This is a genomic window from Bacillus sp. GC_Bacil_1 (genome assembly GCF_026540675.1).
Lineage (GTDB): Bacteria > Bacillota > Bacilli > Bacillales > Bacillaceae_G > Bacillus_A > Bacillus_A cereus.
On the sequence record NZ_JALNUG010000004.1, the window covers coordinates 229191 to 245016 of the forward strand.

The following is a 15826-nucleotide window of genomic DNA, read 5'->3' on the forward strand; positions in this document are numbered from 1 at the left end:
ACAACTTATAATATATCAACGATTTTTCGACAAATATCAGCACAATTAAAATGAGGCTACTTTTTCTCCTGCCAACTCCACAATTTCTAAAATTTGTAGCAGATTCTCCACTTCATAAGTCAGATTAACATCTGTCGTATTCTCTTTCAAACTCGGATTATACCAACATGTATCAATGCCGTAGTCTTCTCCGCCTTTCATATCAGAAGTTAACGAATCTCCAACCATAAGTACACTTGATTTATCCGTAATTCCAAATTTCTCAAATGCATAATCAAAAATCTCACGTGCTGGCTTTTGATGACCAACTTCTTCAGAAATAATAATATGATCGAAGAAATTACTTAAAGGCGAATTTCCGATTCTTGATTGTTGCACCTTCGTATATCCATTTGTAATAATACCTAGCTTGCAATCTTGTAGATTTTCACATAATTGCACTGCACCTTCTATAAGATGTACTTCTTTCCCTAAGTTTTCAAGATATACATCACTAAATTGCTGCGCATCTACGTCTATATTATGAAGTACAAATAATTGTCTAAATCGCTCTACGGCTAATTCACTTAGCGTAATCATTTTATTTTCTAAATCTCTCCATAATCCATTACTAATCTCTTTATAACTTGCAAGATAATCATTATACCCTGTAGGCATGCCGAACTGTACAAACGCATTGTGTAATGCGTGTCTTTCTGTTTCAGGGAAATCTAATAATGTATCGTCTACGTCGAATAGTATTACTTTGTATTTCATGATGTTTTCCTCAACTCCTATATTCTCATAGCTTAATTATAACAACAATAGTAAAAGGAGGCTAATCCAAATCAGCCTCCTTCTCATTATTAATCTTCCAGCAATAACACTTTCATTTCTTCTAACGAATCTTTCGTAAAGCCAAGAGCTTTTTCGGCGTATGCTTCAACTGATCCGTATTGCTTTTGGATTCCATCAATCGCAGCTTGTAAATATTCGGCGCGCGCTTCAAACATTGCACCTAATATTGCTCTGCTCTCATCATTTTGTAATTTCGCACCTAAAAAGGCCATCATTTTTTCATTTAGCTTTTCACGGAATCCGTTACTTAATAAGTAATCTTCCATTACTGTTTTTTCCGGTACACCTAGTAAAAGTAATAAAAGCGCTGAACCAAATCCAGTACGATCTTTTCCAGCTGTGCAGTGGTTTACTAATGGTAAGTTTTCCGGGTTTTGCGCTAAGTTTAAGAAGCTCACGAATGCCTCGTTACCACTTACGAAATCTTGATTCATTTTCACAAGATACTCACCTGGTTTTCCTAACATAGAAAGGTCACCAACTTGGAAAAATTCATTTATATTTAGATCTTTCGCTAAGTCTTGCATAACTGGTAAGCACACTTGACGAGCACCCGTAATTTCTGGATTCGGCTTATGCTTCACTTCAAAGTCTGTACGGTAATCACAAATTAACTTTAAACCAGACTTTTGTAAATACGCAATATCCCATTCTGTTAGTCCTGCTAATTCTTCAGAACGGTATAATTTGCCCCATTTCACTTTACGGCCTTCTGTCGTTTCATATCCTCCCATATCACGGAAGTTAAACGCGCCTTGTAATGGCAGTCTACGCTCAGCTACTGTTACTGCTTGTCCATTACTTCCTACTAATCTAAAATATGGACGTTCATTTTCACTCGGGTTTTCAATTGTATATGATAATTCTCCATTTACAGTTGCAAGTAATTCTCCATTTTCTTCAATATGATCTGGCGAAGTACTCCAGTAAATGCGAACTTCCTCTATATTATTTTCCCACTTTATTTGTAACGTATTATCTTTATTTCTTTCTACAGTTGCTTGTAACCAATGTCTTTGCTGTCCCATTCTTTCACCAACGCTTTCTCTTATAGTCAAATCTTACTCTATTTTATTATACAAATATCTACTTTGTCGTTCTCATTTTTCTTTTTATCTTACAAACAGGCGAAAAGTTCTTTTACTTGTTCAAAATTTGTACACGGGTTCCCACTAGATGTGTCCCAGGGTATATCTTAAAACTCCCTCACATACCGCTCAGTACAACTCAGCAACTGACATCCGTTCTTTTCAAAAACATCCTTCATCCACTCATTTTGTATATTTGTCTCACCAATATAATAAGATGCACCTATTTCCTTTAAGACAAACATCGCACCTGCAAATAGTGCAGCTTCATATCCCTTGTTACGCATATTTGGAGTAACTGCGAAGTACATAAGTTTCCCTTCTTCTAACGTACCTCTTTCAATATGCGGGATTACAATTCCTATCGGCTCTTCATCGACACTTGCTGTTAAGCAATGTTCTTTCCATTGCTCACCAATTTCTTGTAGCATCATATGCACAAATTGATCATGAGCAACTGGTTCTCCCGTCGCTTCATTCCACAGTGAATAAAAAGCCTCTTCTCCAACTTCTTCAATAAGCTTAAAATCAATTTCACTTTCTACATCTTCTACTTCGTATATATCTTTAAATACAATCATGTTTTCCGTAACATATTCAAATGAATACGTTTCAAAACATTTTTTATACACATCATAATTTGGACTTTTTGAAGAGATTTCAAAATGTAGTTTTTCTAATCCACCTTTTTTAGCTTCGGCAACGCAATACTGCATCATTTCCTCTAATTGCTCTTCTGTAAAAATCTCTGCATTATTTTCTTTTATCATAATAGAAGAAGCACTTCTTCTTATTTTTAAATGTTTTTCTAACTGTTCTATCGTCGTCATATTCTTCCCTCATCTATATCATACTCGAATTTCTAATCGTTCTCCTTGCATGAGCAGGATTGTCCTTGAATATATAGAATACTAGAAAAGATCGCATCTTTAAAGTGCGGAGGAGGTTCTCCAGTGGATATTACAGCATTGCAACAACAGTTAGAGCTTATACAACAAAATGACTATACGCAACTGCAACATATAGACGTAAATGAGTTAACTTTGAACATGCTTCAGTATATCGGAACGACTGATAGCTACGTTCGTTACCAACTTATATATAAATGTTTTGCGCATTTCATTCATCATGAATTCCTTATGGACGATCAGCTGAAATTACTTCTGCAAACTTGTTTAAGTGATGAGTATTTATATTGTGACATTTACTCCCCACATACAGATGGGGTTTTCACACGTTCTTACACTGTTTCGTTAATTGCGTTAATACTCCAATTCGCTAATTCGCACTACTTTTGTACAGAGGAGGATATCGAAGAAATAAAAAATAAACTCATTACTTACACAAACTTAGAAACAGATTTTCGGGGCTATATCGAAAATAAAGGATGGGCTCATTGTCTTGCTCACGTATCTGATGCCTTTACTGAAATTGTTCATAATACGTATACCACTTTTGAATGGTACGAAGAATTAATTCATTGTTTATTAAATAAAATCTTTATTCCATCTGACCTTTTTCATAATAACGAAGATGAGCGCATCGTTACTCCATTACTAGCAATGCTGTATCATGATTTTCCTCAAAACGAGTTAATTTCTATTATTCAAAAAAAAATAAAAAGGCTTCCTCAAATTAGAAAACGCCTTTCGCTTACTGAGTATTGTATTTTATGTGCCAATATTAAAACCTTTTTACGCACATTATTTTTCAGAACGAAAGATGACCATAACTTAGCCTTTACAGCACGTAAAACAGAAAGAATGTTAAAAGAACTTCCTAACTATTATTAAATACAAGGAGCAATGACATGGGTTATATTGAAGATATGAGAAATCTAGTAGGAAATCATCCACTTATTTTAATAGGATCACACGCCATTATATTAAATGAAAAAGATGAAGTATTGCTGCAGTTCCGTACAGATTTTAACCTCTGGGGCATTATTGGCGGTGCCCTAGAATATAACGAAACGTTAGAAGATGCTTTAAAACGAGAAGTGTTTGAAGAAACTGGACTTATTATTAAAGAGCCAGAATTATTCCGTACATACTCAGGACCAGACTTCTTTCAAATCTATCCAAATGGTGATCAAGTACATGGTGTACTCGTTGTTTATATTTGCCGAGAATTCCACGGTGAGCTTGTATGCGATCAAAGGGAATCGAAAGAATTACGCTTCTTTCCGCTTGATGAGTTACCTAGTAATCTTCATCCAGTCATTGAGAAGATTCTTCGCGATTTTCATCAATCCAATAAAAAATAGAAATCAAACAACCTCATTTCCCGTCATTACAACGTGAAATGAGGTTGTTATCGTTCACCGTAAATCCCTATTTCCCCAAAATGATATTAACGCTCTCTTTTTACAACTTTATATCCCTTTATAAAAAGGATAGTTATATAAGAAACAATAAATGAAAGAATAGTATACATGCCCACCCAAAAGAAAAATGCTGGATCGTGCACTGTAACATTTAACATAAGAAAAATAAGAAATGTTACTATTGGCATCACATAAAATGTACCTACTTTATATGCTCCAGCTATTGAAACAATACAAACAAGCAATGGATATATACAGAAAATAAAAATGATTTCACTCAACGTTATGTCCCCCTTTCTGCAGAAATAATAGGTTTCTCGTTCACATTTGGGGGAACAACAAAATTTTATTTTTTAGCAATTATTAGTAAATATAATGTTAGATTGTTATCTCAATCTGATTTCCTTCAGGATCACTTACTACACTTTCATAATAACCATCCCCTGTAGTACGCGGCCCATTTAACACTGAGTATCCTGCTTCTCTTAATGTATTAGTTAATTCGTTCACTTTTTCTTTACTATCTACTGAAAAAGCAATATGCGCATATCCTATTGTTTGTGTTTGTACTTTCTCGTCTATCCCTACCTGCTTCATAAGTTCTAGACGCGCACCGCCTTCAAAAGTTATGAAATAAGATTTAAACTGCTTTTTCGGATTGTGATATAAGCTATTTTCTTCACCACCGAAGTACTGTTTATAGAAATCACGCATTCTTTCTAAATCATTCACCCAAATTGCTACATGCTCAATTTTCATAATCGACACCTTTTCTTTTATGTTATTCAACTGGCAATTGGATGCTTCATTGCCAGTACATTTAATTTTCTTTATTTGTTCTCGTAATCATAAGATCAAGTCCAAGGCTTTTTAACCCATATAAATAATCTTCTTTCCAGTTGCTCACTGTTATTTTCGGAATATGTTCTGCCGGAATGTACTGTGGACAACTTTTTACAATCTGATCTATAACAATTTGGTTCACTTCATCATCACAGAAGATGAATCCATGAGGGTTAATAATAGCTATACATGTAGCTATTAAACGAGTAATAGCATCTATATTATATTCCTCTGGATTATTCGAATCTTCACTTCTCAAAGCTTGCAAGAAATTTTTATTATCGTACTGCGGGACGAAAGATATCTCTCCTGAGAAAAATGTGCTTCCGCGTACGACATCTCCATTTACCATAATCCCCGCACCTGGGCCATTTTGACCTGAATACAAATATACAAGAGAGGAATTTTCATTGTTTCCAGTATTTTTATGATAGCCGAGCACTGCAGCATTCATATCGTTTTCTATTACTACTGGTATAGAAAACAGTTCCTCCAAGTGACTTTTCAAATTAAAATTTTGGAACTTTTCATATCCAGGAATATAGAAAATACGCCCATTATCGACAGCACCAGGAACACCAATTGAGATTGAACTTATCTTTGGAAACGTAGCTATAAGACTTTCTATATGTTCTGTCAATACACTTAGACCCGTATCAATTAATGCACTTGAAGTACTGCCTTGTTCTTTTACTTCCCCTAAACAGTTAAAAATTGTATAGTTCGTCTCATTTTTTTCTAAAAATATCGCTAAACCTAACATATATTCTGGATTATATTCATATCGTTTTGCTCTTCTTCCACCACTTGAATCATCTAAACCGGCTAAAGTGACTTCACCGTCTTGTTTCATTTTTTCTATAAATTTACTTATCGTTGGAAAACTGATTTCTAATGTATTACTAAGTTCAACTTTCGTTGCACTACCTCGCTCTAGAAGAGCTGTACGAATGCCGCGAAGGATCGTCTCTTTAATCGATTTTTGAGTAACAAATTGTTCACTCAAATCGCTCACCACCTTAATCAACATACTTATTAAACACTTTTAATAAGTTGCGTTGACAATATATCATACATCATTTTCTAAAGCAATAGAGATGATATATTTCTACTAGCGGCACTCCGTATTTAACTCGATGCATTCTCTCTCATAACAGACGATACAATTCCAGACAAGATAACAAATAATAAAACAGCTAGCAAAGCATTACGTATTCCGAATGCTTCTCCAAGTATTCCTAAAAATGGTGGTCCGACTAAAAACGCTGTAAAACCGATGATAGAAACTGCAGCAACATTAGAAGTCGCATTTTCACTGTCATCTCCAGCAGCAGAAAGCCCAATCGGGAAACCTAACGCGGCACCAATCCCCCACAGTACTACACCAAGTGCTAGAAAATATGAGTTACTCCCAAATATGACGATTGTCATTCCTATAATCGCCATCATAATAGTAGCACGCATAACCGCGACACGACCGAATCGATCAAGAAAATAACTACTGCACATTCGAGCTAATGTCATTGCCAATACAAAAATAGTGTACATAATAGAACCTGTCACTATACTTTGCTCATGTCCATCTACCATCACAATAGGTAGCCAATCATTTGCACTCCCTTCTGCAAATGCCATTCCAAGCACGAAAAGACCAAGTAAAAGCACCCTTCTTTCCATACGTAAGGAAGTATGCTTCGCTCGCTTTTTGTTTCGCGATTTCTCCTTCTTTCCTGTCCCATGCGGAAGAAAACGATACAACATACATACAAGTAATACAAACATGACCGAAATCGCAAGAAATTGATACAGAATTGGGATGTGAAGCGAGATGGCGGCAGAACCACTAAGCGCGCCTACTAAAGTTCCTATACTAAAAAAACCATGGAATTTCGGAAGAAGAGTTGTTCCTAATTTCTGCTCAATGGCAGAACCTTCTACATTCAATGCGACTTCTGCTAATCCATATCCTACTCCAAATACTAGTAAGCTACCAAAAGCCCCCATACTAGAAACAAAATAAATAGTAATACCTAAACAAAGCAATCCAACAATCATAAAAAACATACTGCCTATAATAACGTCTCTAGCTCCCTTACCGTCAATAAAATGACTTGCACTTAGTAAACCAATTATTGAACCGACAGATAATCCGAACAAAATCCAGCCCATTTCTGCATTTGACACTGCTAAAATATCTCGAGTAGCTGCTGTTCTAGAAATCCATGTAGCAAATGCCACACCTGGCAAAGCAAATAAGAGGAATAGAGCATTTCGAGAGACAAGTAGCGTCTTTGTATCATTTTCCGCAAAATCTTTCTTCATATGAAACACCTTTTACTCTTCTATCGTTTTAATAACTTTAGCTGGGTTACCACCAACAACTACATTATTAGGTATATCTTTTGTCACAACTGCCCCTGAAGCAATTACAACATTATCTCCAATTGAAATACCAGGGTTAATAATAGCGCCTCCGCCAACCCAAACATTGTTACCTATCTTTACCGGTTTTCCATATTCTTTGCCAGAGTTTCGTTCCACCGGATGTAATGGATGAGTAGCAGTATAAATGTGAACACCAGGTGCAAACATACAATTATCACCAATTCGAACTTCACAAACGTCCAAAATCACACAATTGAAATTTGCGAAAAAGCTCTTTCCGACATTAATATTGTAGCCGTAATCACAACGAAAATCAGGATTAATTTGTGCTTTCCCATCAGTTGAAGAACCTAAAAGCTGATTTAATAACGTAAAACGCCTCTCATCTCCTGTCTCCATCGCCTCGTTATAAAGGCGTGTTAAACGTTTTGCCTCCACCCTATCAGCCACCAATTCTTCGTCATCCGCAATATACATTTCTCCTGCCACCATCTTTTCTTTCTCCGTTTTCATACATTCATCTCCTTTTTTATTGAATGAGATTCACTTATTAAACACCTTTAATAAGTACCTTTAATTAAACTTATTAAACACGTTTAATAAGTAACCCTATATTATCATACTTTTTCATATATGCAACTAATAAGTTCGGAAAAGAAGTGCGAACTCCTTGCTCTACGTATCAATATGAAGAATAATTTATATCGAAAAACGAGGGAACGCTCAGCGCCCCCTCTCAAATCCAATCCTTTTTTTAATTTCTACTAAATTTACCTTCGCGATTTTTCTTGCTCGCTCAGCACCTTTTTCTAACGCTTCATATAATAAATTCGGCTCATTCATATACATTGCGTACTTTTCACGAGGTCCAGCTAACTCACGATCTACAATGCGAAACAACTCTTTTTTCACATCTCCCCATCCGATTCCAGTCTCATATTTTTCACGTAATGACTGTACTTCGTCTTCTGTCGCAAATTCTTTATAAATTGTAAATAAGGTTTCTAGTTCTTTCGGTTCATTTGGAAGTGAAGAATCTGTTTTGATTTTAAATATTAACTTTCGTAGTTTTGCTTGCTCTGCAAATAATGGGATCACATTTCCGTAACTTTTACTCATCTTCCTTCCGTCAAGACCAGGTAAAATAGCTCCTTCTTCTTGTATGACATACTCTGGAAGTGTAAATGTCGTGCCAAATGTATGATTAAAATAAGTCGCAATATCACGCGCAATTTCAATATGCTGAATTTGGTCTTTTCCAACTGGTACATGAGTAGCTTGAAATAATAATATGTCAGCTGCCATTAAAATCGGGTACGCGTATAACCCCATATTCACTCCCGCATCGACCTCTAAGCCTGCTTCTTTATTTTGCTCCACCTTCGCTTTATACGCATGAGCACGGTTCATAAGACCTTTCGGAGTTATGCAAGCTAAAATCCAAGCTAATTCTAGAATCTCCGGCACTTCTGTTTGCCGATAAAAAATAACATCTTCTCCAAGTCCAAGCGATAACCAAGTAGCTGCTACCTCTTTCGTATAACTGCTGAACTTCTCTGGATCATGAACAGCATTTAATGCATGATAATCAGCTATAAAGTACAATGCTTTTCCTTCATTATTCTTTGACATTTGTAATGCAGGTTTAATCGCACCAATATAATTTCCTAAATGCGGATAACCTGTCGGCTTAATTCCTGTTAACATTATTTTCTCACTCACACTAACTCCTCCTTTCTCAAAATAAAAAGAGCCTCTCATCCTTAAAAAAGGACGAGAGACTCCCGCGGTACCACCTTAATTAGCTATCATTATAGCTCACTTCAACTTCTTAACGTGAAGTAACCGTCTTTACCTACTCATTTCAGTTAGAAGCTCCAGAGCCCATTCCATATTCATCCCTTACTGATTTCCACCACACATCAGCTCTCTAAAAAGTTTCGAATATGTACTCTTCTCTTTCATTGCTTTTTCGTTATTTTTTACAGTTTATCACATTTCACTTCCAAACAAACCCTAATTTTCTATTTTATATAGCAGGAATTTCCACTTCAATTGTCTAATGTTATATAGGTTTGTAGAAATATTCGAAACAACTTTGGAGGTTTTTTCATGGTGAAATATATATCAATTTTAGGTTCAACAGGATCCATCGGCACATCTGCATTAGATGTCGTTTCAGCTCATCCTGAACATTTTAAAATCGTTGGTTTAACCGCAAATTATAATATCGATCTTCTTGAGCAACAAATCAAAACGTTTCAACCTCGTATTGTAAGCGTTGCGACAAAAGACTTAGCAGACAAGCTTCGTACGCGTATTTCAGCAAATACAAAAATTACACACGGGACTGATGGCTTAATTGCAGTAGCTACTCACCCTGATTCAAATCTTGTATTAAGCTCTGTTGTAGGTGTTTCAGGATTACTCCCAACAATTGAAGCATTAAAAGCGAAGAAAGATATCGCTATTGCTAATAAAGAAACTTTGGTTGCAGCTGGACATATCGTAACTGAACTAGCGAAACAAAACGGATGTCGCTTAATTCCAGTAGATAGTGAGCATTCAGCTATTTTCCAATGTTTAAACGGAGAAAATAATAAAGAGATTGAGAAGTTAATTGTAACAGCTTCCGGTGGTGCTTTTCGTGATAAAACACGTGAAGAAATGCAAACATTACAAGCTAAGGACGCTTTAAAACATCCAAACTGGTTAATGGGTGCAAAACTAACGATTGATTCTGCCACATTAATGAATAAAGGCTTTGAAGTAATGGAAGCGAGATGGCTATTTGATATTCCGTATGAAAAAATTGATGTAATGATTCATAAAGAAAGTATCATTCATTCTTTAGTAGAATTTATTGATGGATCAGTTATGGCACAGCTCGGTGCTCCTGATATGAGAATGCCGATTCAATATGCGTTTCACTATCCTGCTCGGCTACCTTCTTCCTATGAAAAATTAAATTTATTAGAAATCGGTAGTTTACATTTTGAAAAACCAGATTTAGAGAAGTTCCCTTGTCTGCAATACGCATATGAATGTGGCAAAATCGGTGGTACTACTCCCGCTGTATTAAATGCAGCAAATGAAATTGCGAATGCACTATACTTAAAAAATGAAATTGCCTTTTTCGATATTGAAAAAATAATTTACAAAACAGTTGAAGCTCATCATAATGTAAAAGATCCTTCACTTGATGCTATATTGGAAGCGGATCAATGGGCGCGCCAATATGCAAATGAATTGTTAATAAAAAAGAGCTAAAACAGTTCCCACTGTTTTAGCTCTTTTTTTCATGTATTCAACTTAACAAATCTATAACCGTGTGTAACTAACACTTTTAATATCGCATATCCTGGAATGGCTAAAATAATGCCCATAATCCCGAATAAGTTTCCGGCAGTTAAAATGATAAATATGATTGTAATTGGGTGAATATCTAACTTCTTACCCATAACTTGCGGAGAAATAAATTTACCTTCTGCTAATTGTACAACCATCATTACAATAATTACCTTTAAAACCATCCCTGGCGAATCAATAAACGCAATAATTAACGCTGGTGTAATGGCGATAATTGGTCCTACGTACGGAACGATATTTACAATCATCGCTAAAATAGCGAGTAGTACTGCATATTTAATACCGATAATAAGGTAACCGATTAATAGCATAATACCGATAAACAAGCTAACTATAATTTGCCCTCTAATGTACGAACTAATCGCATAATGCATATCATCTAGTATTCTCATTGCTGCTGGTTGTCTTTGCTCTGAAATAAACTTTAAAAAGTGATTCGGCAATTGCTCACCATCTTTTAAAAGATAGAACAATATAAATGGAACCATTACAAATGTTAAAACAACCTCTGTAACAGTACTCAAAAATCCAGTTACATTCCCAGTTACTGATGATAATGACTTTGTAAAATCAACTGTGTAGTCTTTTACAATATTCGCAACATTAATATTTAAATTCTCCTGAATTTTACCGAGTAAATTACTTTCCCCGAATCTACGTGCTGCTTGTTCAATCTCATGGCCAAAATACGGTAAGTTATCAATTAATGCATCAATTTGATCTTTAATAATAGGGATAACCGTTACAACTAAAAATACAAATAACCCTAGTACGATTAAATATATGGAAGCTATCGATACGATTCTTGAAACACCTTTCTTTTCTAAAAGCGAAACGAATGGATGCAAAATATAAAATAGCACGCCCGCTAATAGTACTGGGAAGAAAATTGTTTTTAAAAATACGATAAACGGTGTAAAAACAAATGATATTTTTGTTAGCAATAAAATATTAATGAACAATAACGCAAATCCAAGTAATACCGCCAAATAATTTTGTTCTCTAAAAAACTTTCTTAACTTATCTCTTTTTCTTATATTTATTTTCTCCAATGAAACCACCTCTTCGAATGATGAAAAGCCCTTATTCAGGGCTCTTCATCATAATCTATATCTCTATTTCCTTGCAGCTTTCACTACAAATGATACAATAAGAATTAACACGATTGCACCTAATAATGCTGGCACGACATGAATCCCACCAAATGATGGCCCAAAGGATCCAAATAATCTACCACCTAACGAAGCACCTAATAAACCTGCGATAATATTTCCGAACATACCACCTGGGAAATTTTTACCCGTTATAGAACTAGCAATTGCACCTATAATAGCACCAACTATTAATGTGATAATCCATCCCATTTTTAGTCCTCCATTTCTATTATGGTGTATTTCTTTTTCATACTAAATTGTTATGTAACTATTATAATTATTATATCCAATAAAGAAAAATCTTGTCAAATCTATGAAAATACAGCCAACAAGGAGGTTCTTTCTCTATGATTCAAAAATTAATAACAACTTCTCACAAAAACGCTACTTCTATTTTAAGCATTCAAATACCAGCTTATGAAATTGAGGCAAAATATATAAATAGTACAGCTATCCCTCGCCTTTATGATACTGTAGCTGATATTCAATCCTGTGATGAAATTTTCTACGGCTATTTTTATGAAGATACACTTGCTGGGTTTATTTCTTTTAAAGTAGACGAAGAGGAAGTGGATATTCATCGTTTAGTAGTATCCCCTAATCATTTTCATAAAGGGATTGCAACAAAACTACTACTGTATGTATTTGACATGTTTTCCCCTTCCAAAACATATATTGTACAAACAGGGAAAGAAAACACCCCTGCTCTGTCTTTATATAAAAAACATGGCTTTATTGAAGTAAAGGATATCATATTACCCGATGGAGTGGTTTTAACCTCACTTAAAAAATCAGAAAACAATAAATAGTTTGACTCGTCAATTTATTTATGTTATCTTTTACTTTATAAAACCTTTTGCTGAGTCCAAATTTTGGAGCGGGGGAACCATTTTTGTAGCTATGCTACTTGGGGCGAATCTTTTTTAAGTAGGGAAACTCTCACTTCCCGAGTCCGACAGCTAACCTCGTAAGCGTAATGGGAGAGGAAGGTGCTTTTTGCCTATGTTACACATTTTGCCTCCTTAATTATAAATATGGGATCGATATCAAATAGTCACCTATATTTATAGAAAAGGAGAATGTATTATGTTACGTTTATCTGATCACGCAATAAAAATGATGGAGCAAAGACTACGAATTGAAAAACAACGCACATATCAAGCAAATAAAGTTGTAGATAACTTACATCACAAATACTTCTTTCAGCATATTTTTCAACCGAAAAGATAAAGAAAATGTTTATTTAATATTAAAAAACACAAGGTGTGTCTTACAAAGACATTCCTTGTGTTTTTTATATTCTTTATAAAATTCTCACTACATTTAAACTTGCTGTAATCGCACCTGCTATAGTAGTCACATGCCCTACACCTAACGGGCCATTTTGTAATATTAATGTTGAATTGGCACTCGTCACATTCACAAGAAGTGTATTTGAAATAGCTGGTTCGATTACTACAGTTGATGTCGTTACGTTTTGTATAAAACTCCCTGTTAGTTGCGTTCCATTTAATAGTAATCTAACAGATACTGTCTCATTTCCACCATTTGCATCCCCTTGGAAATAGTAGCTTACTAAATATATTCCTGGCGTCGCTACTGTGACTGTCGTAGCACTAGTTAAAGATACACCCGTTCCATATACAGTGGATCCAGAATTAATTGGAATGTTAGTATTTGCTGCAATTGTACTTGTTGATGTAGAGAAGAAATAGCCACCACCTGTAGATATAGCAGATGATCCTGTTGCTCCAGTTAAACCTGTTGGACCCGTGGCACCTGTTGGGCCTGTTACTCCCGTTCCCCCTGTTGCTCCTGTTATTCCTTGGATTCCTTGGATTCCTGTCGGTCCTGTTGCACCAGTCGCTCCTGTCGCTCCTGTTGCGCCGGTTGCTCCCGTCACACCTTGTGGGCCTTGAATTCCTTGGATTCCTTGTGGGCCTGTTATTCCAGTCACTCCGGTTGCTCCCGTCGGACCCGTTATCCCTTGCGAACCTTGGATTCCTTGGATTCCTTGTGGACCTGTTACTCCCGTAGAGCCGGTCGCTCCTGTTGGGCCTGTTACTCCTTGTGGACCTTGAATTCCTTGAGGACCTTGAGGGCCCGTTACTCCCGTCGGACCTGTTGCTCCAGTTGCACCGGTTGGACCCGTCGAGCCAGTTATACCTTGTATGCCTTGAGGTCCAGTCGGGCCTGTTGGACCAATCGGACCTTGAATTCCTTGCAGACCTTGAATTCCCTGTGGACCGGTTGGACCTTGTATCCCTTGTATTCCCTGAATCCCTTGCGGGCCTGTTGCTCCAGTTGGACCTGTTGGACCCTCTGGGCCTTGCACTCCTTGAATTCCAGTCGCTCCCGTTGGACCTATATCTCCTTGTGGACCTTGAATCCCTTGGATTCCTTGAGGACCAGTTGGACCTGTTATACCACTTATCCCTTGCACTCCTTGTAAACCTTGAGGACCGGTTGGACCGAGTGGACCTTGGATTCCTTGCAGACCTTGTAAGCCTGTTGGTCCAGTTGCTCCCATTACTCCTTGCTCACCTTGTATTCCTTGTATTCCTTGCGGGCCTGTTGGACCAATTGGACCTTGTGCCCCTTGCACTCCTTGTTGACCGGTTGGGCCTGTTGCTCCTATCGGTCCCTGTACTCCTTGTAGACCTTGTAAACCCGTTGGACCGGTTGATCCCATTACTCCTTGTGGACCTTGAATTCCTTGATCACCCGTTGGACCGGTTACCCCCATCGGTCCCTGTACTCCTTGCAAACCTGTTAAACCGGTTGCTCCTGTCGGTCCCTGTATTCCTTGCACTCCTTGAATTCCAGTCGTTCCTGTTGCTCCGGTCGCCCCGGTTGCTCCGGTTGCTCCAGTTGGACCGGTTGGACCCCCCGGTAATCCTGCTGGACCCGTTGGACCGGTTGGACCTCCTGGCGGACCTGTTGGGCCCGTTGCTCCGGTTGGACCCGTTGCAGATCCAGTTGGTCCAGTTACCCCTGTTGGACCGGTCGAGCCGGTCGGACCCGGATCCCCTTGCAAGCCAGTTGCACCTATTGGCCCTATTACACCTTGCACTCCTTGAATTCCTTGAGAGCCTGTTGGACCAGTTACCCCCATCTCACCTTGTGGACCTTGTAAACCTTGAACACCAGTTGCGCCTGTTGGTCCCATTGGCCCTTGTTCTCCTTGTATTCCTTGTGAACCTGTTGGACCGGTCGGACCCATCGGACCTTGAATACCTTGTATACCTGTTACACCTTGTAAACCACTACCTCCTAAATTACCTTGCACACCTTGTATACCAGTATTTCCAGTTGGTCCAGTCGGACCAATTTCCCCTTGCACTCCTTGTATTCCTTGTATTCCTGTTGGGCCTGTTGGACCGATTTCTCCTTGCATTCCTTGTATGCCTTGTATTCCTGTTGGACCGGTCGGACCGATTGGGCCAGGAATTCCTTGTACCCCTTGAATACCAGTTGGACCAGTCGGACCTCTTTCTCCTTGTATTCCTTGAACACCTTGTATTCCCTGTGGGCCTCGTTCTCCCATAGGTCCTTGATTACCTTGAGAACCTTGTGGTCCAGTTAAACCAGTTGGGCCTGTTGGACCATTTTCTCCTTGCACCCCTTGCACTCCTTGTATTCCTTGTGGGCCGGTTGGACCGATTGGACCTTGTACGCCTTGTATTCCTTGCGGTCCAGTTGGTCCACCTAAAGCACCAGTTGGACCGGTTGGACCAGTGGGCCCCGTAATACCTGGCGGTGGAAAAGGAATAGGTGCTTGAAACTTACTACACTTATCTTGATTCTTCACAAGCATCTCCCCC

The 15826-nt window shown here is 37.6% G+C and carries 17 protein-coding genes, 1 riboswitch and 1 other annotated feature; of the genes, 5 read left to right on the forward strand and 12 right to left on the reverse strand.

Annotated features, from left to right (window positions below):
• Positions 1 to 45: 45 nt before the first annotated feature.
• From OXT04_RS08535 to OXT04_RS08545, 3 genes are all read right to left on the reverse strand, one after another.
• Positions 46 to 756 (reverse strand): YjjG family noncanonical pyrimidine nucleotidase, encoded by a 711-nt coding sequence (locus OXT04_RS08535; RefSeq protein WP_000875917.1) that lies wholly within the window; start codon positions 754 to 756, stop codon positions 46 to 48.
• A gap of 89 nt (positions 757 to 845) precedes the next feature.
• Positions 846 to 1865, reverse strand: a complete 1020-nt coding sequence (locus OXT04_RS08540; RefSeq protein WP_097822595.1) for a tyrosine-protein phosphatase — start codon at positions 1863 to 1865, stop codon at positions 846 to 848.
• A gap of 167 nt (positions 1866 to 2032) precedes the next feature.
• The gene (locus tag OXT04_RS08545; RefSeq protein ID WP_267414143.1) at positions 2033 to 2755 is read right to left on the reverse strand and encodes a GNAT family N-acetyltransferase; all 723 of its coding nucleotides are present in this window, start codon (positions 2753 to 2755) and stop codon (positions 2033 to 2035) included.
• A gap of 123 nt (positions 2756 to 2878) precedes the next feature.
• Between OXT04_RS08545 and OXT04_RS08550 the strand changes: the two genes are divergently transcribed.
• Together OXT04_RS08550 and OXT04_RS08555 are read left to right on the forward strand one after the other, a co-directional pair.
• Positions 2879 to 3718 (forward strand): DUF2785 domain-containing protein, encoded by an 840-nt coding sequence (locus OXT04_RS08550; protein ID WP_000355455.1) that lies wholly within the window; start codon positions 2879 to 2881, stop codon positions 3716 to 3718.
• A gap of 17 nt (positions 3719 to 3735) precedes the next feature.
• Positions 3736 to 4191, forward strand: a complete 456-nt coding sequence (locus tag OXT04_RS08555; RefSeq protein WP_000540454.1) for an NUDIX hydrolase — start codon at positions 3736 to 3738, stop codon at positions 4189 to 4191.
• 86 nt (positions 4192 to 4277) lie between these two features.
• Here OXT04_RS08555 and OXT04_RS08560 read toward each other — a convergent pair whose 3' ends face one another.
• The 6 genes from OXT04_RS08560 to OXT04_RS08585 form a co-directional block, all read right to left on the reverse strand.
• A complete protein-coding gene (locus OXT04_RS08560; RefSeq protein ID WP_001289515.1) occupies positions 4278 to 4532 on the reverse strand; it encodes a YbeF family protein in 255 nt (84 codons plus the stop codon).
• A gap of 97 nt (positions 4533 to 4629) precedes the next feature.
• On the reverse strand, positions 4630 to 5010 hold the full coding sequence (locus tag OXT04_RS08565; RefSeq protein ID WP_000687575.1) for a VOC family protein: 381 nt from the start codon (positions 5008 to 5010) through the stop codon (positions 4630 to 4632).
• 61 nt (positions 5011 to 5071) lie between these two features.
• A complete protein-coding gene (locus tag OXT04_RS08570; RefSeq protein WP_000003038.1) occupies positions 5072 to 6100 on the reverse strand; it encodes an ROK family transcriptional regulator in 1029 nt (342 codons plus the stop codon).
• Positions 6101 to 6222: 122 nt separating this feature from the next.
• Entirely contained in the window at positions 6223 to 7416 is a 1194-nt protein-coding gene (locus OXT04_RS08575; RefSeq protein ID WP_267414144.1) for an MFS transporter, read from the reverse strand.
• Between the two features lie 12 nt (positions 7417 to 7428).
• Positions 7429 to 7992: a maltose O-acetyltransferase gene (locus OXT04_RS08580; RefSeq protein ID WP_267414145.1), complete on the reverse strand. Its 564-nt coding sequence runs from the start codon at positions 7990 to 7992 to the stop codon at positions 7429 to 7431.
• A gap of 210 nt (positions 7993 to 8202) precedes the next feature.
• A complete protein-coding gene (locus OXT04_RS08585; protein WP_267414146.1) occupies positions 8203 to 9201 on the reverse strand; it encodes a tryptophan--tRNA ligase in 999 nt (332 codons plus the stop codon).
• Positions 9202 to 9245: 44 nt separating this feature from the next.
• Positions 9246 to 9453 (reverse strand) — a binding site (T-box leader).
• Positions 9454 to 9591: 138 nt separating this feature from the next.
• Here OXT04_RS08585 and OXT04_RS08590 point away from each other — a divergent pair.
• Positions 9592 to 10749: a 1-deoxy-D-xylulose-5-phosphate reductoisomerase gene (locus OXT04_RS08590; RefSeq protein WP_097822592.1), complete on the forward strand. Its 1158-nt coding sequence runs from the start codon at positions 9592 to 9594 to the stop codon at positions 10747 to 10749.
• A 29-nt stretch (positions 10750 to 10778) separates the two neighbouring features.
• On the opposite strand, the gene OXT04_RS08595 is transcribed toward OXT04_RS08590, so the two are convergent.
• Positions 10779 to 11900, reverse strand: coding sequence for an AI-2E family transporter (locus tag OXT04_RS08595; RefSeq protein WP_072939132.1), 1122 nt, complete (start codon positions 11898 to 11900; stop codon positions 10779 to 10781).
• A gap of 63 nt (positions 11901 to 11963) precedes the next feature.
• The gene (locus OXT04_RS08600) at positions 11964 to 12212 is read right to left on the reverse strand and encodes a GlsB/YeaQ/YmgE family stress response membrane protein (protein ID WP_000539733.1); all 249 of its coding nucleotides are present in this window, start codon (positions 12210 to 12212) and stop codon (positions 11964 to 11966) included.
• A 137-nt stretch (positions 12213 to 12349) separates the two neighbouring features.
• On the opposite strand from OXT04_RS08600, the gene OXT04_RS08605 reads away from it, so the two are divergent.
• Entirely contained in the window at positions 12350 to 12811 is a 462-nt protein-coding gene (locus OXT04_RS08605; RefSeq protein WP_072939134.1) for a GNAT family N-acetyltransferase, read from the forward strand.
• Between the two features lie 38 nt (positions 12812 to 12849).
• Positions 12850 to 12992: riboswitch (cyclic di-AMP (ydaO/yuaA leader) on the forward strand.
• Between the two features lie 96 nt (positions 12993 to 13088).
• Complete coding sequence (locus OXT04_RS08610; RefSeq protein ID WP_000945243.1) at positions 13089 to 13232, forward strand: hypothetical protein; 144 nt, start codon at positions 13089 to 13091, stop codon at positions 13230 to 13232.
• Between the two features lie 73 nt (positions 13233 to 13305).
• On the opposite strand, the gene OXT04_RS08615 is transcribed toward OXT04_RS08610, so the two are convergent.
• Entirely contained in the window at positions 13306 to 15819 is a 2514-nt protein-coding gene (locus OXT04_RS08615) for a BC_3345 family exosporium-associated protein (RefSeq protein WP_098817426.1), read from the reverse strand.
• Between the last annotated feature and the right edge of the window lie 7 nt (positions 15820 to 15826).